The sequence below is a fragment of the Streptomyces sp. SudanB182_2057 genome (assembly GCF_964272715.1).
GTDB lineage: Bacteria > Actinomycetota > Actinomycetes > Streptomycetales > Streptomycetaceae > Streptomyces > Streptomyces rubradiris.
On sequence record NZ_OZ186798.1, the window covers coordinates 8,617,836 to 8,634,058 of the forward strand.

A 16,223-nucleotide genomic window follows, 5' to 3' on the forward strand; every position below is an offset into this window, starting at 1 on the left:
TCGTCCGGCGGGCGGAGAAGCTGCTGGCCGGGGTGACGTGCTCGAGGGCGTGCCGTACTTCTCTCACGCGGATCCGTAACGGCGGCAAGGGATCGGGGCGGCCGTGCGGCGCGTGCGGGGCGCCCGTTACGGCTGGGCGTGCGGATTCGTCGTACTGCGGGCCGCCGTGCCGGCAGAAGGCGTACCGGCGCCGCGCCGCCGCCCGCCGCACGGGGCCAGCCCACGACCCTGTGGCCGAGCTGTTCCAGGCCATGGCACCCTTCGTGGCCGGCCGCGCCCGGGGGCTCTCCCAGGCCCTGCACAAGGCGCTGTACCGGCTGGAGACGTCCTACCCGGACGGGCCTGCGGGGGCCTCTATGGGGTTCGTCAAGGAATCGAGCTGCGTTTGGCCGGGCTGGTGGGCAGCATGGCGGCATGCCGGATCTGCTGTGGGATGACGTCAGGAACTTCTTCGACCCTGACCTGATGGGTGCTCTGCCTGATGTGTCCGTGACCGACACCTCGGTCGATGACTGGCAGGCGGTGTTCGATCTGGCCGGGTCGAGCGGGTGGACGTGGGAGTACTGGGAAGGCTGTGTTCGCATGCCTTTGCCCTCGGCGCAGGAGGTGCTGTCACGGCCCACGGACGCGGACACGGCCCTGCTGAAGGTATGGCCTGTGGCGGATGTGCAGGTGAACTTCTGGCCGATGTCGGCCGGTGAGATCGACTTCGATGTCGATCTCCGGGAGTTGCAAGGCCAGGAAGGAGTGAATGTCCTGTGCGGCCTCCTCGGCATGATCGGGCGCCGGCTGGGCAGGCCCGTGCTGATGACCGGAGAAGGAGACCGGGGGAAGCCGGTGCTCGGGTTCGACCCCAGGGCCGATCGCGTGGTTCTGCTGGCAGATGCCCTCGGAGTTCAACTGACCGTCGCTGCAGGCCGGGATTAGTGGAAGGCGCTGTCGCGGAGCATGGCGAACAGGACGCTGATGCGGTGGCGGGCGAGATGGAGAGGAGCCTGCGTGTGGGTGTTTCCGCGGGCCCGGCACTTGTTGTAGTAGGTGCGGGAGGCGGGATCGTGCAGGGCGGCGAACGCGGACAGGAACATCGCCCGTTTGAGTTGCCGGTTTCTGCCTCTGGGCGTGTGTTCGCTGTGGATCGAGGTTCCCGAGGACTTCGTCGTCGGGGCGAGTCCGGCGTAGAAGGCCGGATGTGCGGCGGTGGGAAAGCTGGTTCTGTCGCCGACGGTGACCAGCAAGGTGGCGGCGGTCCTGACCGCGACCCCCGGAATCGAGGTCAGGACCGGGGAAAGAGGGTGAGCCTCCAGCAACTGCCGGATCTGTGTCTCAAGGGCTCGTCGCTGTTCATGGACGGCGGCGAGCGAACGAGCAAAGGATGGGATGACGATGTCGAGGGTGCCCGTGCTTGGAACGATGACGGTCTGCTCGCCCAGGGCATCGAAGACCTCGTCGATCAGCCGCTCGGCCATACGTGGAGCTTTGGGTCTGATGAGCTCGACGAGCTTGCGGCGTCCGGCTTTCGGCAGCGCGGCCGGGGAGCCGTAGCGTTCCAGCAGCCAGGTCACCGCGCAGTGGTCCAGGCGTGGGCCAAGGACGCGTTCCAGGCTGGGGTGGAACTGGGTGAGCAGGCCGCGTATCCGGTTCGAGGTGCGGGTCGCCTCGGCCGCGAGGTCCTGGTCGAAGCCGACGAGCACGGTCAGCTCGGCGGTGATCTCGTCGGTCAGATGAAGCGAGCGCAGGGTGTGCGGCATGGTCCGTGCGGCATCCGCGATCACCGCGGCGTCCTTCGCATCGGTCTTCGCCTCGCCGGGATACAAGTCGGCGATCCGCCGCATTGCGAGTCCGGGCAGGTAGGCGACCTTGCAGCGAGCGTGCCGGGCGACCGTAAGGGGCAGGGCTCCGATCGAGGCGGGCTGGTCCACGATCACCAGCACGGTGTTGAACTTTGCGGCCAGCTTGTCGAAGACGGCCCGCAGCTTCGGCTCGCTGTTGGGTAGCTGTTTGTCGAAGACCTTCTTCCCGGACGGGGTCAGCCCATGGCCGTGGTGGGCACTCTTGCCGACGTCCAAGCCGAGGAAGACGCCCACGTCGTCGATGTCGTACAACCCATCCTCCTGTACCGGGTTTGTGCGGTGCTGGCCAGGGCGTTGGCGTCGTATGCGCGTATCCACGTTATGCAGTCCTGCCGCCCGCGGGATGCCAGGCTTTGCGCCCGACCAGGCGGGGGTCAGACCTCTCATCAGCGTCCCCAACGGCGCCTCTCGGGCCCGGTGACACCAGCGGATCACGTCACGGTCGGCGGCCAGGAGGACGACGGGGGCGAGCACGCCGGCGAGCTGGAGGATGCCGGCATCGCTCAGGTCCTCGTGGGCGAGCTTGTCGGCGACTGGTCCGGGCACTGCCTGCGCCGCGGCTTCGCTACTGCCGCCCGCGCCGCCGGACACGACCCGCTAGAGATCGCCCGGGCGGGCGGCTGGGCCGACGGCTCCCGCGACCTCGCCCGGTACATGGACGATGTCGACCGCGTGAAGAACTCGCCGCTGGTCGGGATCGGCCTGTGACTCGCCCGCAGGGAGGTGGCCGCCGTACCGGTGAACCCGCCTGCTGGTCTTGGCCCACCACACGGCCAGACCGGGACGACACCGAGCGCCGCTTTTGGGACGGCATCGACACCACCGGCTACGGCGAGAAGGTCCTGGAGCTCCTGCAGGAGGCAGCGAGCGCCCTGGACGCCGACCGCACGGTCCTCGGGACGTGGCAGGCTGACCGCTGTGCCGTCTGCGGGCGGACCGGCCACCGCCTCGTCCTCGACCACGATCACGCCACGGGCCTTGTCCGCGGCTGGCTCTGCGTCTCCTGCAACACCCGAGAGGGCGCCGCCTTCGGTCCGGGCAGCGTCTTCGCCCTATACCGCGAGCTGGACGCCCACAGCGATCCTTGGCCTTACGATCCGCTACCGCGCCCCGCTCACCGGCCAGCACGTAAAACCCGCCCCGCCCAGGATGGACGCGTGGGACGGCAACGCCTCCGCCGGCCTGACCTGACACGGATCGAACCGAACACGTCAGCCCCGGTTAGACCTGTTACCCCAACGGGGGCTGAGGCGTCAGAAGAGGGCGTCCGGGTCCCGCCGCGTCGGCTCTCTGATGGCGAAGTCCAGCTGCCCCTGCACGGCCCGCTGGGGAGCGGGGCGGCGCGCCGCCCCCGTTCGTCGTCATGGATGGACGCTCCGCTGTTGCGGACACTGTCCGGGCCAAATTCATGCTCAGATAGTTTGTCCCGGGCCTGGAAATTCAGGTTTTCCCCAAGGTTTCTCCAAGGTCGGACGGCCACGATGTGTGCGCAGAGTCCGCTGTATTCCAACGACTCTCGTCGCGAATTTGCGATGCGTCTCAGGGAAGGGAAGAGAGGTCATGCGTAAACGTGGTGTTCTCGCTGGCATAGCGCTGGGGTCTGCGCTCTTGGTAGGGGGAGTCGCAGTGCCCGCCCAAGCCGCGACAACCGCGCAGGTCGCCTCTGCGCCGCAGCAGAAGAGGGCGGCCGATGTGGCCGCCGCTTCGTGGTATCTGTACGGCTACTACACCTGGAAGAGCGACTGCGCCGATGCGGGCAGGATGGGCATACAGAGCGGCTGGTGGAGCAGGTACGAATGCAAGAACGGCAGCTGGGTTCCCGGTGACGACTACGAGCTGTGGGTATACGGCTGACGGATATGTAGTCAGTAGGGTCCGATAGCCGAAGATCACAAGCCCCCGACTGCAAGGATCACAGTCGGGGGCTTCCGGGTGTCAGTTCGCGTCTGTCGCGGACGGGTAGGACTGCACGGCCGTAGCAGCTGCTCGGCGGCTCGCGTCGAGGCGGTGTGTGCCGGGGGGTGGGCGGGCCGGGGGCGGGTCGCAGGGTGGCGTGGTGGGTGTGGGGGGCGGTGACGGTGTCGGCTGGGCGTGGGGGCGGTGCGTGTCCCGGGCGGGTCCGTGTTGCGCCGGGTCCGCGCGGGCGGGCCCGGCGCGCGGCTGGTACCCGGCTGTCACCCGGAGCGGGTGGTGTCGCGCTTCAGGATTGTTCCGCTGTCTGGTCGATCCGGCGGGAGCACAGGGTGCGGCCGCTGGGGCCGGCCGTGAGTGTGCCGGTTTCCAGGCTGTAGCTGGAGTGGTGCAGGGGGCAGGTGATGCGCAGTGCGCGGGTGTTGACGTATCCGTGGGCCAGGTGTCCGCGGCGGTGTGGGCAGAACGCCTCGATTTCGTATTGTTTGTCGCCGATGGTGATTTTCAGTGTGTTGTCACCGGTCTGTTCGATGGTCACCTCCGGTGGGCGTTTCATGGTGCGGTCCGCTGTGCCGAGGCGACCGCGGCTTCGGTGGCGGCGCCCAGGATCTGGCTGGCGAGCATGAATCCGGTCCACACCTTCGCCGGCTGGAGGTCCGCTTCCGCGTCGAACTCGCGGATGGCGTTGTGGAGTTCTTTGGCGTGGAAGGTGTCGATGTGCAGGTGTTCGGTGTAGTAGCGCGCGCCTTGCAGGCCGAGCCGGGTCGCGCCGTCGGCGAAGCACTTGAACGCGTAGAGGATGCTGGATTCCAGGTAGCACAGGCATCCGAGGAAGTATTCGGGGCGGGGTGCCCGTGTCGCCGCCCAGAAGAACATGTTGACGTAGTCGAACGTCTCGGGGTTGGTGCTGTGCAGGTAGTCCCGCTCGTCCTGCGGCAGGCCGAGTTCCCCGGCGAGTTCCCGGTAGATGTTGAAGTGGGCCTGGTCGAGGTTGCCGCAGCCGAACTCGTCGACCAGGACGCGGAAGACGGCCATCTTGGCCCGCCTGGGCAGCCGCCAGACGATGGGCAGGAAGGACTCCGACTCCGTCAGGCCGTCGACCGCGAACTGCGCGACGACCTCGCGGAACTGGTTGCGGGTGAGGTCCTCGGCCAGAACGCGCTCGCATGCGGGCGGGTCGGCCTCCTCCTGCGCCAGGCGTTCCTTGATCAGGCGCATCAGGTCGGCCCGGCCCGCCATGGGCGGGGCCGAGGCCTCGATACGGGCCGCGCGCCGGGCTATCTGGTCCTCTTCGAGGGCGATCAGCTCGCGCAGTTCATCGGGTGTGGGGATGGAACGGTTGAGTGTGAAAAGACGGGCCTGGGGAGTGAGCCGGCCGGTGGCCGCGGGGGGCGCGGTGATGGTCATGGGTGTCTCCTCCTTCGCGAGGTCAGTCGAGGTCAGTCGACGGGCAGGCCGGTGCCGATGACGCCCCGGGCCGCGAGTTCCTTCTTGATGTGCACGTACCAGTCCTCGGTGTCGAGCTTGTAGCGTCTGCTCAGTTCGTCGACGCGCGCCTGCCGCACCCCGTCGGGGTGTGCGAGGGCGGCCCGGCACGCCTCCGGTTCCAGGTTCGCCAGCGAACCGATGAACCCGGCGGTTTTCGTCACCTTGGTGATCAGGTGCTCCCAGCCCTGGAACACGGGCACGCCCGGGTCGCAGGCCAGGAGGCGCCGGGTGAAGTCCTCGTCGGCGCTGGACTCCTTGACGCCGATGACGCTCGGCAGCGCGCACACCTGGGCGAGTTCGGCCGCGTCCAGCGACCACCCCGACACCTCGTTCTCGCAGTAGAGGAAGATCGGCAGGTCGCTGTCGCGTTCGACGGCGTGGACGTGCTCGACGAAGCCGAGCTGGTTGCTCTCGGTCTTGCTGAACGGCGGCGGCACGACGATGGCGTCGGCGCCGAGGGAGGCCGCCAGTTCGCTGCGGCCGGCGATCAGCGGGGCGAAGCCGAGTTCCGCGCCCGCCAGCACCGGCAGGCCGCGGGCGTGGCGCACGGTGTAGCGGACCATGTCCATCCACTGCGTGAGGGACAGCTTCCATCCCTCGCCGGAGCTGAGCGCCGGCATGAACCCGTCCACGCTGCCGTGCAGGGTGTCCAGCAGGCGGGCCACGGACGCCTCGTCCACCTTGCCGTTGTCGTCGACGGGCGTGACGAGGGGGACGATCACCCCTGTCAGCTCGCGCAGGCGCGCCACGTTGCGCGTCTTCTGGTCAGACACGGGCATGGTCGACCTCCAGGACGAGTGAGGTGCGGTACAGGCCGGCCAGCGGTTCCGGGAAGCCCCCGGCGGCCGCCCGGTCGGGGGCGCCGACGGCCAGGCCGTCGCCGGCCAGCCTCAGCAGGCGGGGGTTCACCGTGACCAGCCGGGCGCCGGCGGTGACGGCAGAGGCCAGCAGGAGCTTCTCGCGCAGCGACAGGCCGGCCGTCCCGGGCAGGTCGGCGGCGGCCTTCCAGGCGTCCTCCGTGTAGGGGGTCCGCTTGATCGGCATGGTGCTGTGCAGGACGTCCATGAACGGGTAGTAGGCGTCCTGCGTCTCGCGCGGCAGGCCCCAGACGACGTCGTCGCAGCGCCCCACCTCCTCGTACGTCATCCACACCCGGTCGTGCAGGTGCCGGGTGAAGAAGGCGGCGCAGGCCTGCCGGACGTCCGGTTCGGCGGCGTGCATCCCCATGAAGAGGGACGCGTCGATGTATGTCTCGGTACGCGGGTCAGCCGGCAAGGGAGTCCACCACCTCGCGCAGCGTGAGGACGGCCTCCTCGAACTCCGCGGCGTCCCGGGCCAGCGCCATGCGGACGTAGCGCTCGCCCTTCTCCGGGGTGTGCCAGAAGAAGTAGGTGCCCGGCAGGACGTAGACGTCGTGCTCGGTGAGCTTGCGCTGCAGGTCGGTGGCCTTGAGGTTCTCGTCGGTGATCCGGAACCAGGCGACGCTGACGTTGACGGCCGGGTCGATGTGTTCGAGCAGGCTGCCGGCGAGGACCTTCTGCGCGGTCTCGCGGTTCGTCGTGACGACGTCGCGGATCGACTTCATGTTGTCGGCGATGGAGTCCTCGACGTAGCGGGTGAGGAAGTTGAGGATGAACGGGGAGACGTCCAGCAGGACGCTGGTGTGGATGTTGTAGACCTCCTCGTAGAGGCCGGCGCTGCAGGTGAGCATGGCGCACTTGGCGTCCTGCAGCGGCCAGGTCTTGCCGGTGTCCTCGAGCGCGATGTACCGCACGCCCGACTCGTCGAGGAGTTTGTACAGGTCGAAGCGGCCGAAGCGCGGGTCGGCCAGGGCGAAGGCGGCGAAGCACAGGTCGACGACGAAGAGTTTGTCGTGGTCGACGCAGTAGCGGACGACCTCCTCAAAACCCTTGCGGCCGTGCTGGAGGAGCGTGAACCCGGTCGGGTTGTTGGGGTCGACGAGGAACAGGGCGTCGGTCTTTACGTGCCGGACGAGTTCGTCGTAGATCCGGTCGGCGTCGTGCAGGACGCTCTCCGGGATCGGCCGCGGGCTGACACCGACGTTCTTCAGCACGTCGGGCAGGTTGTCGAAGCACGGCTCGATCAGCGAGACGGATATGCCGTTGCGGCTGAGGTACATGCCGGCGACGAGGGTGGAGATGGACGCGGCGTAGGAGAGCATGGTCGTGTCCCGGCGGACGCTGTCCTGGCCGTGGAGGCGGAAGAAGGCCTCTTTGAACTGGTTCTCCAGGTCGATCTGGCGGGATTTCTCGGCTTCGTACCACAGCTCGGGCAGGTTGGCGACGATGTCCCGCTGGGTCGGCGACTGCTCCTGGTGGGTGTGTGCGTCCGCGAGGTTGTGCCGGGTCTGCAGGGCCTGGATCTCGTGCTGAGTGAGGTCGAGCAGCTGCTCGGTCATGCTTCTCCCTGGGCGGTGCCGGCCGGCCGCGGGACGCAGCGCTGTGCGATGACAGGGCGTCTAAGGGCCGGTCCGGCGAGGCGGGTGATGGAAAAGCGCGCTGCGGCGCTGGTGAGAAATCGACAGTTCGCGAGGCCGGGCCCACACCCGGCGCATCCGATACGCGACAACAGAGGTCTGCCACGGACGCGGTTGGTCGTTCGAGTACCGTAACCGATGATCGATCATTGCTCAAATGGTCTGAGCCGAGGAGAACCGAGTTGTCTCTTCCCACGAACCCCGCGGTGCCCGAATCCTCCCCGCCCCCCAGAGCCGCCAGGCCGGGCGCCGCCCTGGAGCGGGTCCCCCTGCACGAACGCGTGCGGGTCTTCGTCCTCGAAGGCCTGGTGGCCGGCCGCTGGGAGCCCGGGGACCGGATCGTGGAGCGCCGCATCGCGCTCGAACTGGGCGTCAGCCAGGCGCCGGTGCGCGAGGCGCTGCGCGAGCTGGAGACCATGGAACTCGTGACCTCCACGCCCAACAAAGGCGTGCGGGTACGGGAGCTGACCCTGGACCAGCTGCGCGACGTGTACCTTGTGCGCGCCTCCCTCGAACGGCGCGCGGTGATGCTGGCCGCCCCCCGCCTGGCCGGGAACGTCGCCGTGCTCGAGCGGCACCTGCTCGCCATGCGCCGGGCCGCGGCCGGCGGGGACGTCGACGACCAGGCCCTGCACGGCGTGGCCTTCCACCGCGCCATCGTCTACGCCTGCGGGAACCCGGTCCTGATCCGGCACTGGGACTGGCTCGGCGTCGAGGCCTGGACCCGCCTGTCCCTGCGGTGGCTGCGCACCGAGCTGCACGACAACGCGGAGGACCACGAGGAGATCGTCGAGGGCCTGCGCCGGGGCGATCCGCACCTGGGACGCCTGATGGAGCTGCACGTCATGGACTACGCACACGAATCGAGGAACGCCTGATGCCGACGGCCGAACCCCTGCACCCCGCGGCCGACCTGCCGGCGCACGACGTCGCGCGGCTCGCCGACCCCCGCACCACCACGCCACCGGGCACCCTGACGGTCTTCTCCGACATCTGGTGCTCGTTCGCGCACGTCGCCCTGTACCGCCTGCACAGCACGCGGGAGCGGCTGGGACTGACCGAACGGGTGCGGATCGACCACCGCGCCTTCCCCCTGGAGATGTTCAACGACGGCCCGAGCCCGCGCCGGGGCACCGACTCCGAGGTCGGGGGGATCGCGCGCATCGAGCCGGACGCCGGGTGGCAGATGTGGCGCTCGCCGGACTGGAAGTTCCCCTCCACCTCGCTGTTCGCGCTGGAGGCCGTGCAACTGGCCAAGGAGCAGGGACTTGAGGCCGCCGAGGCGCTCGACCTGGCCGTGCGGCAGGCGTTCTGGGCGCACAGCCGGCCCATCGGCGCCCGTTCGGAGATCATCGCCCTTGCCCGCGAGACGCCGGGGGTGCGCGGCGACCTGATCGCCGAGGGGCTGGACGACGGCCGGGCCCGCCGCCTGGTGACCCTCGACTTCCAGTGCGCCCGCCGCCACCGGGTGCGGTGCAGTCCGCACGTGTTCGCCTCCGACGGCAGCGAATGGGCCAACCCCGGCGTCGAGGCGACCTGGCACGGCGCCTACGGAACCGGCTTCCCCGAGGTCACCCGGGACGACCCCACCGCGTGGGAGACCGTCCTGCGCACCGCCGCCGGCCTGGCCGAGGCCTCCCGACACTCGCGGCAGTTTTGATCGATCATTGAAAATTACCGGCCGGTAGCAATTGACCATGCAACCTGACGGCACGTAGTTTCTGTAATGAGGAATCGAACTTCCATAATGCGGAAGTAATGAGCGCGAGGGTTTCGACGACCAGTCGGCCGGTGCCACCCACACAAACCGGCCGCCGCCAAGTGGCCTACCCGGTTCCGGTCTGGCCCGCGTCACAGAAGGGCGATCCCATGTCCCCGATCCACCAGCTGGACCAGCTGCCGGAACCCGACCCGCAGGAGGTGGCCGAATGGCTCGCCTCCGTGGACGGCGCGGTCGGCGCCGTCGGGCCACAGCGCACCGCGCGGCTGCTGCGACGGATCGTCGATCACGCCCGCCGGACCGGAGTGCCGCTGCCGCCGCCGTCCGTGACCCCCTACGTCAACACCATCCCGACCGCCGCCGAACCGGCCTACCCCGGCGACGAGGCGATGGAAGCGCGGATCACAGCATGGAACAGGTGGAACGCCGCCGCCATGGTCACCCGCGGAAACGAACGAGGCGGCCTCGGCGGGCACATGGCCACCTACGCCTCGGCCGCATGGCTCTACGAGGTCGGCTTCCAGCACTTCTTCAAGGGCAAGGACGCCGACGGCAGCGGTGACCAGCTCTACATCCAGGGCCACGCCTCACCCGGCGTGTACGCCCGCGCCTTCCTCGAAGGCCGGCTGAACGAGGCCGACCTGGACCGCTTCCGGATGGAGGCCGCCGGCGGCGGCCTGCCCTCCTACCCCCACCCCCGGCGACTGCCCTGGCTGTGGGAGTTCCCGACCGTCTCCATGGGACTCGGCCCGCTCTCGGCGATCTACCAGGCCCGGTTCAACCGCTATCTGCACCACCGCGGGATCAAGGACACCAGCCACAGCCACGTCTGGGCCTTCCTCGGCGACGGCGAGATGGACGAACCGGAGTCCACCGCGGCCCTCGCCCTCGCCGCCCGCGAGGAACTCGACAACCTCACGTTCGTCATCAACTGCAACCTGCAGCGCCTCGACGGCCCGGTGCGCGGCAACTTCAAGATCATGCAGGAGCTGGAGGCACAGTTCCGCGCCGCCGGCTGGAACGTCGTCAAGGTCCCCTGGGGCGCGGAGTGGGACGGCCTGCTGGCCGCGGACTTTGACGGCTCGCTCCTCGACGCCCTCGACACCCTGCCCGACGGCCAGCTGCAGACATTCGCCGCCCGCGACGGCGCGTACATCCGCGAGCACCTGTTCACCGGCGCCCTCGCCGACCTCGCCCGCCCCTACAGCGACGCCGACCTCGCCCGGATCATCGGCACCTCACGCGGCGGGCACGAACCCCGCAAGGTCCACGCCGCCTACCGGGCGGCCCTCGACCACCGCGGCGCGCCGACGGTCGTCCTGCTGCAGACGGTCAAGGGCTGGACACTCGGCCCCGGCTTCGAGTCACGCAACGCCAACCACCAGATGAAGAAGCTGTCCGGCAAGGAATTCCGCGCGATGCGCGACCTCCTGGAGCTGCCCATCCCCGACTCCCGGCTGGGCGAGGGCCTCATTCCCTACGCGCACCCCGGAGCGGACTCCGAGGAGATCGCCTACCTCCAGGAGCGCCGCCGTGCGCTCGGCGGCCCCGCTCCCGCCCGCCGGGTCCTCGCCCGCCCGCTGCCCGCCCCCGCCGACAAGCCGTTCGCGGCACTGGCCAAGGGCTCGGGCACCCAGGAGATCGCCACCACCATGGCCTTCGTCCGCCTGGTCAAGGACCTGATGCGGGAGAAGGAGACCGGCGCACGCTGGGTGCCCGTCGTCCCGGACGAGGCCCGCACCTTCGGCATGGAGTCGCTGTTCCCGTCCGCCGGGATCTACTCCCCCAAGGGGCAGACCTACGAGCCCGTCGACCGCGACCAGCTCCTCTACTACAAGGAGTCCACCACCGGCCAGATCCTCAACGAGGGCATCACCGAGGCCGGCTCCCTCGCCTCCTTCACCGCCGCCGCCACGTCGTACGCGACGCACGGCGAGCCGATGATCCCCTTCTACATCTTCTACTCGATGTTCGGATGGCAGCGGACCGCCGACCAGTTCTGGGCGCTCGCCGACCAACTGGGCCGGGGCTTCGTCATCGGCGCCACCGCGGGACGCACCACCATGACCGGCGAGGGCCTCCAGCACGCGGACGGCCACTCACACCTCATCGCCTCCACCAACCCCGCATGCCTGCCCTACGACCCCGCCTTCGCCTACGAGGTCGCCGTGATCGTCCGCGAGGGACTGCGGCGCATGTACGGCGAGAGCCCCGAGGACGTCTTCTACTACCTCACCGTCTACAACGAGACCAAAATCCAGCCGCCGATGCCGCAGGCGGAGGGCATCGAGCAGGGGATCCTGCGCGGTCTGTACCGCTACCGGCCGGCCGGCACCGCCGCCGCGGACGCCCCGCGCCTGCAACTGCTCGCCTCCGGGACGGCCATCCACTGGATCCTCCAGGCCCAGGAACTGCTGGCCGCCGACTGGAACGTGGCCGCCGACGTATGGTCCGCCCCCTCCTGGACACTGCTGCGCCGCGACGCGATGGAGGCCGAGGCCCAGGGCCGCACCCCGTACGTCACCGAGGCGCTGGCCGGCACGCCGGGCCCGGTCCTCGCGGTGTCCGACTGGATGCGCGCCGTTCCCGACCAGATCGCCCCCTGGGTACCGCAGCAGTGGACCTCCATGGGCACCGACGGCTTCGGCCTCTCCGACAACCGGGCCAACGTGCGCCGCCACTTCGGCGTCGACGCCGAGTCCATCGTCGTACACGCCCTGCGCACGCTCGCCGCCCGCGGCGACGTGAAGCCGGACGTGCCCGACGCCGCCGCCCGGCGCTACGGCCTGACCGGGAAGGAGTGAACCGCCGTGTCCGTCTCTGTCACCCTGCCGGCCCTCGGGGAAAGCGTCACCGAGGGCATCGTCACCCGCTGGCTGAAGGAGGTCGGCGAGGAAGTCGCTCAGGACGAGCCGCTCCTGGAGGTCTCCACGGACAAGGTCGACACCGAGATCCCCTCACCCGCCGCCGGTGTGATCCTGGAGATCACCGTCGGTGAGGACGAGACCGCCCGGGTGGGCGCCGTACTCGCCGTGATCGGTGCGCCCGGCACCACCGTGACGCCGCCGCCCCCGCCCGCTGCGGCCCCCGCCGACCCGGCCCCGCCCGCCCCCGCTCCGACCGCCCCCGCTCCGCCCGTTCCGGCCCCGACCGCCCCCGCCGGTGCGACCGGCGTGGACGACGGCGCCTACGTGACCCCGCTGGTGCGCCGGCTCGCCGCCGAGAGCGGCGTGGACCTGGCCACCGTCCAGGGCACCGGCGTCGGCGGCCGCGTCCGCAAGCAGGACGTCATCGCCGCCGCCGAGGCCGCCAGGACCTCCGAGGCCGCCGGGACCTCCGAGGCCGCCAGGACCGCCGCGGCGGCCCCGGCTCCGGCCGCCGCCCCGACGGCACCGCCCCCAAAGGCGTCCGCGCTGCGCGGCCGGACGGTCAAGCTCACGCGCATCCGCAAGGCCATCGCGGACAACATGCACAGGGCGTTGCAGGAGCAGGCCCAGCTGACCTCGGCCGTCGAGGTCGACACCACGAAGCTGATGAGGCTCCGTGCCGAGGCCAAGGACGGCTTCGCCGCCCGCGAGGGCGTCAAGCTCTCCCCGATGCCGTTCTTCGTCAAGGCCGCCGTCCAGGCGCTGAAGGCCCACCCGGTCATCAACGCCCGCCTCGACTACGACGAGGGCACGATCACCTACTTCGACCACGAGAACGTCGGCATCGCCGTCGACTCGGAGAAGGGGCTGATGACCCCGGTCATCAAGGGCGCGGGTGAGCTGAACATCGCGGGCATCGCCAGGAGGACGGCGGAACTGGCCGACAAGGTCCGCACCGGCAGGATCACCCCGGACGATCTGGCCGGCGCCACCTTCACGATCTCCAACACGGGTTCGCGCGGTGCGCTCTTCGACACGGTCATCGTCCCGCCCGACCAAGTCGCCATCCTGGGCATCGGCGCCACGGTCAAACGCCCGGTCGTCCTCTCCGACCCGGCACTGGGCGACACCATCGCCGTGCGTGACATGACCTTCGTGACACTCTCCTACGACCACCGTCTGGTGGACGGCGCCGACGCGGCCCGCTACCTGACCTCGGTCAAGCAGATCCTGGAGGCGGGCGAGTTCGCCGCCGAACTGGGCCTGTGACAACGCCAGGACCGCCGGCCCACCGGTGAACGGACGGGCCCCGAGGCACTCCACGGCCCTCGGGACCCGTCCGCCGGCCCACCCGTTCGGGTGACGGGGCACCGTCCTCGTCGCCGCCGCGCCGGCTACCCCGCCACGTCGCGGCCGTCGCGTTCCACCCGGAGACCGGACAGCTGGACCTGCGCCCGGACTCCTCGGCTCACGCCACCCAGCTGCGCCTGATCACCGCACGGATCATCGCCACGGCCAACGAAGCGGCCGACACCAACGCGGTCCGCACCGTGCGGGCCCTGCCCCCCCGGATTCCGGGCCCGCGCCCCGGACCGCTCCGGCCACCGCGTCGGACGCTGCGCAGGCGCCAGTGAAGACGCGCGAGACTCGACGGTTCCTCCGATAGGGGGAAAGCCCTGACAACCACCCGCCCCCTTGATGATCTGGCACGAGTTCCGCATACCTGAGGACCCCATCGCACAGGCTGAGATCGCTGCTCTCACCCGGCGCTTAGGACTTGTCCGGGCGATCAAGTTCGCAGCCAGATGATCAGGGCTGCCGCTGTGGCGGTGCCGAGGAAGACGTACCCGCGTTTGTCGTAGCGGGTGGCGACTGCCCGGGACTGCTTCAGCCGGTTGATCGCCCGCTCGACCGTGTTGCGTTTCTTGTAGCGGTCTTCGTCGAAGCCGGGTGGCCGTCCGCCACGCGAGCCCTTTCGCAGGCGGGCGGCCTGGCTGTCGGTCTTCTCGGGGATCGTGTGGCGGATGCCCCGCCGTCGCAGGTACTCGCGGCAGGGTCCGTTGCTGTAAGCCTTGTCGGCCGCCAGGCTGTCGGGTTTCTTGCGCGGCCTGCCCGGTCCGGTCCGGGGGACGCGGATCTTTTCAAGGACCGGCTTGAACTGGGTGCAGTCCGCCCTCTGCCCGCCGGTGACCACCACAGACAACGGGCGGCAGCGACCGTCCGCGCTCAGGTGGAGCTTGCTGGTGAACCCGCCCCGCGAGCGCCCCAGGCCCTCACCTCCAGCACCACCTCCACCAGGCGGGCGAGCAGGCTCTGCCACGGCGTTTCGCCCTGGTGTTCCATCTCTTCGGCCCCCTTTGACGCCGGCGGCGGCTCGGTCCGGGCTCCGGCCGCGTGCTGATGAGCACGCACGATGGTGGAGTCCACCGCGATGTCCCAGTCGATCTCACCCGCCGCGTCGGCCGCGGCCTGGACCTGCTGGAGCAGACGCTCCCAGGTGCCGTCGGCCGACCACAGCCGGTGGCGTTCGTAGACGGTCTTCCACGGCCCGAACCGTTCGGGCAGGTCACGCCACTGCACCCCGGTCCGCACCCGGTGCAGAATCCCGTCGATCACCTGCCGGTGGTCCCGCCACCTGCCACAACGCCTGTTACTGACCGGCAGGAACGGCCGCAGCCGTTCCCACTCGGCATCCGTCAGATCACCCCGCCCCATGTCCACATCAACGACCCGAGCGCAAAGTAGTCACATGATCGGCCGGACAAGTCCTAGAGGACGTGACGGAGCGGACCGACCGGGAGTTCGGGATCGTCAAGAGCGATCTCACCGCGGTGCGGGTGCAGGTCGGCAACCTTGATCAGAAGGTGGGGAACCTGGACACAAAGGTGAGCAGCCTCGGCGAGGAGGTCCGGGGATTGACCGAGAAGATCGACCGGAATCAGGCGCAGATCGTGGAGCTGCTGACCCGGCTGGACAGCGGGAATCCCGACGCCAGCTGACCTCCCGTGTGGCCGTGGCCCCGAACACATTCGGTGTGCTCGGGGCCACAGCTGTATACATGCCCCGCTGCCCGGTCTGGACGGCCGCACGTTCACGGCAGGTGATTGCCGAGGAGGTGCCAGCGGTGGTGGCGCGTATACGAGTTGGTGCTTCTCAGATCAAGAGAAGGTCACGCGGTTCTCTTCCGCGCTCCTCTGGCCAAGGTGGTCGTCGAGTGTGCGGCCCCACTTGGCGCGGCCTGTGACGGTGATCGGTTCCGCCGTCCGGCCCTGGGGGCCGGACGGCTCAGGTACCTCTGTACGCCGAATTGTGACTCTCGCATATTGGGGCTTCCGGTCTATGGCTGATCAATTAACGGACGCGCAATCTCGAATTATGCGGGTAGTTTTCCACCGGGGTACGGGGTGGTGCTACAGGAACCCCAAATACTACACAGCAGCGTCACATGATGCATCAGTCTGTCAGTTTGTTCGTTCGCCCGGGTGATGCATCGTCAGATTGTACACCTCTCGGAGGGTTAGACGTGTGTGTTAGCGGGGCATCGGTGAATGCGTCGGGGCGGGTTTGAAAGCCGGGGAGGGGTTCGGGTGGAGCGCAGCGGAGCCCGTCACTGTGGTGAGGTCGGCACCCCGTCAGGCCGACGGTCCGTCACTTCCGTTGCAAGGGTGGTGGCTGGGAACCCCAAGTTCTACACAGGCCCGCGCGTGATGCACCTCCCCTCGTAGCCAGCCTCAGCACCCGCGCTTGCGCGGGTGCCCACAATTCGCGCTTGCGCGGATTGACCCGCTTTTAGAATTCCGCTTGCGGAATTCTATTCCGGCGCTTGCGCCGGAATCCGAATTGCGCTTGCGCAATTCGCACACTATGCCCCGGCTTGCCGGGGCATATCC

General features: G+C 69.3%; 15 protein-coding genes and 1 pseudogene. 9 read left to right on the forward strand and 7 right to left on the reverse strand.

The features are described 5' to 3' along the window. Positions 1-414: 414 nt before the first annotated feature. Positions 415-927, forward strand: a complete 513-nt coding sequence (locus ACSURM_RS38120; RefSeq protein WP_436960827.1) for a hypothetical protein — start codon at positions 415-417, stop codon at positions 925-927. Here the strand turns inward: ACSURM_RS38120 and ACSURM_RS38125 are convergent. Continuing rightward, the gene (locus ACSURM_RS38125; protein ID WP_436960829.1) at positions 924-2,102 is read right to left on the reverse strand and encodes an IS110 family transposase; all 1,179 of its coding nucleotides are present in this window, start codon (positions 2,100-2,102) and stop codon (positions 924-926) included. The two genes, ACSURM_RS38120 and ACSURM_RS38125, sit on opposite strands and share 4 nt — an antisense overlap. 165 nt (positions 2,103-2,267) lie before the next feature. Between ACSURM_RS38125 and ACSURM_RS38130 the strand changes: the two genes are divergently transcribed. The 3 genes from ACSURM_RS38130 to ACSURM_RS38140 are packed head-to-tail and all read left to right on the forward strand — an operon-like array spanning position 2,268 to position 3,704. After that, positions 2,268-2,558, forward strand: coding sequence for a hypothetical protein (locus ACSURM_RS38130; RefSeq protein ID WP_436960830.1), 291 nt, complete (start codon positions 2,268-2,270; stop codon positions 2,556-2,558). Then, positions 2,555-3,418 carry an endonuclease domain-containing protein gene (locus ACSURM_RS38135; RefSeq protein ID WP_436960832.1) on the forward strand — a complete coding sequence of 288 codons (864 nt, stop codon included), beginning with the start codon at positions 2,555-2,557 and terminating at the stop codon, positions 3,416-3,418. The genes ACSURM_RS38130 and ACSURM_RS38135 overlap by 4 nt, the downstream gene beginning before the upstream one ends. Before the next feature lie 58 nt (positions 3,419-3,476). Further along, on the forward strand, positions 3,477-3,704 hold the full coding sequence (locus ACSURM_RS38140; RefSeq protein WP_436960834.1) for a hypothetical protein: 228 nt from the start codon (positions 3,477-3,479) through the stop codon (positions 3,702-3,704). Positions 3,705-4,050: 346 nt separating this feature from the next. Here ACSURM_RS38140 and ACSURM_RS38145 read toward each other — a convergent pair whose 3' ends face one another. From ACSURM_RS38145 to ACSURM_RS38165, 5 genes are read right to left on the reverse strand one after another with little or no spacing between them, the layout of a single operon-like run. Further along, on the reverse strand, positions 4,051-4,317 hold the full coding sequence (locus ACSURM_RS38145) for a Rieske (2Fe-2S) protein (RefSeq protein ID WP_436960836.1): 267 nt from the start codon (positions 4,315-4,317) through the stop codon (positions 4,051-4,053). Continuing rightward, positions 4,314-5,168 carry an iron-containing redox enzyme family protein gene (locus ACSURM_RS38150; protein WP_436960838.1) on the reverse strand — a complete coding sequence of 285 codons (855 nt, stop codon included), beginning with the start codon at positions 5,166-5,168 and terminating at the stop codon, positions 4,314-4,316. Before ACSURM_RS38150 ends, ACSURM_RS38145 begins: the two co-directional genes overlap by 4 nt. A 32-nt stretch (positions 5,169-5,200) precedes the next feature. Further along, on the reverse strand, positions 5,201-6,028 hold the full coding sequence (locus ACSURM_RS38155) for a dihydrodipicolinate synthase family protein (RefSeq protein WP_436960840.1): 828 nt from the start codon (positions 6,026-6,028) through the stop codon (positions 5,201-5,203). Continuing rightward, positions 6,015-6,524: a DUF6190 family protein gene (locus ACSURM_RS38160; RefSeq protein ID WP_436960842.1), complete on the reverse strand. Its 510-nt coding sequence runs from the start codon at positions 6,522-6,524 to the stop codon at positions 6,015-6,017. The genes ACSURM_RS38155 and ACSURM_RS38160 overlap by 14 nt, the downstream gene beginning before the upstream one ends. After that, on the reverse strand, positions 6,514-7,668 hold the full coding sequence (locus ACSURM_RS38165) for a pyridoxal phosphate-dependent aminotransferase (RefSeq protein WP_436960844.1): 1,155 nt from the start codon (positions 7,666-7,668) through the stop codon (positions 6,514-6,516). The genes ACSURM_RS38160 and ACSURM_RS38165 overlap by 11 nt, the downstream gene beginning before the upstream one ends. A gap of 332 nt (positions 7,669-8,000) precedes the next feature. Between ACSURM_RS38165 and ACSURM_RS38170 the strand changes: the two genes are divergently transcribed. The 4 genes and pseudogenes from ACSURM_RS38170 to sucB all read left to right on the forward strand — a co-directional run. Further along, positions 8,001-8,624 carry a GntR family transcriptional regulator gene (locus ACSURM_RS38170; RefSeq protein WP_436961271.1) on the forward strand — a complete coding sequence of 208 codons (624 nt, stop codon included), beginning with the start codon at positions 8,001-8,003 and terminating at the stop codon, positions 8,622-8,624. Continuing rightward, positions 8,624-9,406 (forward strand): DsbA family oxidoreductase, encoded by a 783-nt coding sequence (locus tag ACSURM_RS38175; RefSeq protein WP_436960846.1) that lies wholly within the window; start codon positions 8,624-8,626, stop codon positions 9,404-9,406. Before ACSURM_RS38170 ends, ACSURM_RS38175 begins: the two co-directional genes overlap by 1 nt. Before the next feature lie 209 nt (positions 9,407-9,615). Further along, positions 9,616-12,270 carry a pyruvate dehydrogenase (acetyl-transferring), homodimeric type gene (aceE, locus tag ACSURM_RS38180; protein WP_436960848.1) on the forward strand — a complete coding sequence of 885 codons (2,655 nt, stop codon included), beginning with the start codon at positions 9,616-9,618 and terminating at the stop codon, positions 12,268-12,270. 3 nt (positions 12,271-12,273) lie between these two features. Continuing rightward, positions 12,274-13,602: pseudogene (gene sucB / locus ACSURM_RS38185) on the forward strand (2-oxoglutarate dehydrogenase, E2 component, dihydrolipoamide succinyltransferase); the annotation flags it as partial. Positions 13,603-14,122: 520 nt separating this feature from the next. On the opposite strand, the gene ACSURM_RS38190 reads toward sucB, so the two are convergent. Continuing rightward, positions 14,123-15,048 (reverse strand): IS5 family transposase gene (locus tag ACSURM_RS38190; RefSeq protein ID WP_436952712.1). Its coding sequence is split into 2 segments (ribosomal slippage): positions 14,123-14,668 and positions 14,671-15,048, totalling 924 coding nucleotides; the frame shifts between segments, so codons are not numbered across the junction. Between the two features lie 62 nt (positions 15,049-15,110). Between ACSURM_RS38190 and ACSURM_RS38195 the strand changes: the two genes are divergently transcribed. After that, positions 15,111-15,332: a hypothetical protein gene (locus ACSURM_RS38195; RefSeq protein WP_436960850.1), complete on the forward strand. Its 222-nt coding sequence runs from the start codon at positions 15,111-15,113 to the stop codon at positions 15,330-15,332. Positions 15,333-16,223: the final 891 nt, after the last annotated feature.

What these genes read in the sequence shown, in the direction of transcription:
- ACSURM_RS38120 (WP_436960827.1), top strand. Translation starts at nt 415, where the DNA reads ATGCCGGATCTGCTGTGGGATGACGTCAGGAACTTCTTCGACCCTGAC.
- ACSURM_RS38145 (WP_436960836.1), bottom strand. Translation starts at nt 4,317, where the DNA reads ATGAAACGCCCACCGGAGGTGACCATCGAACAGACCGGTGACAACACA.
- ACSURM_RS38150 (WP_436960838.1), bottom strand. Translation starts at nt 5,168, where the DNA reads ATGACCATCACCGCGCCCCCCGCGGCCACCGGCCGGCTCACTCCCCAG.
- ACSURM_RS38155 (WP_436960840.1), bottom strand. Translation starts at nt 6,028, where the DNA reads ATGCCCGTGTCTGACCAGAAGACGCGCAACGTGGCGCGCCTGCGCGAG.
- ACSURM_RS38165 (WP_436960844.1), bottom strand. Translation starts at nt 7,668, where the DNA reads ATGACCGAGCAGCTGCTCGACCTCACTCAGCACGAGATCCAGGCCCTG.
- ACSURM_RS38175 (WP_436960846.1), top strand. Translation starts at nt 8,624, where the DNA reads ATGCCGACGGCCGAACCCCTGCACCCCGCGGCCGACCTGCCGGCGCAC.
- aceE (WP_436960848.1), top strand. Translation starts at nt 9,616, where the DNA reads ATGTCCCCGATCCACCAGCTGGACCAGCTGCCGGAACCCGACCCGCAG.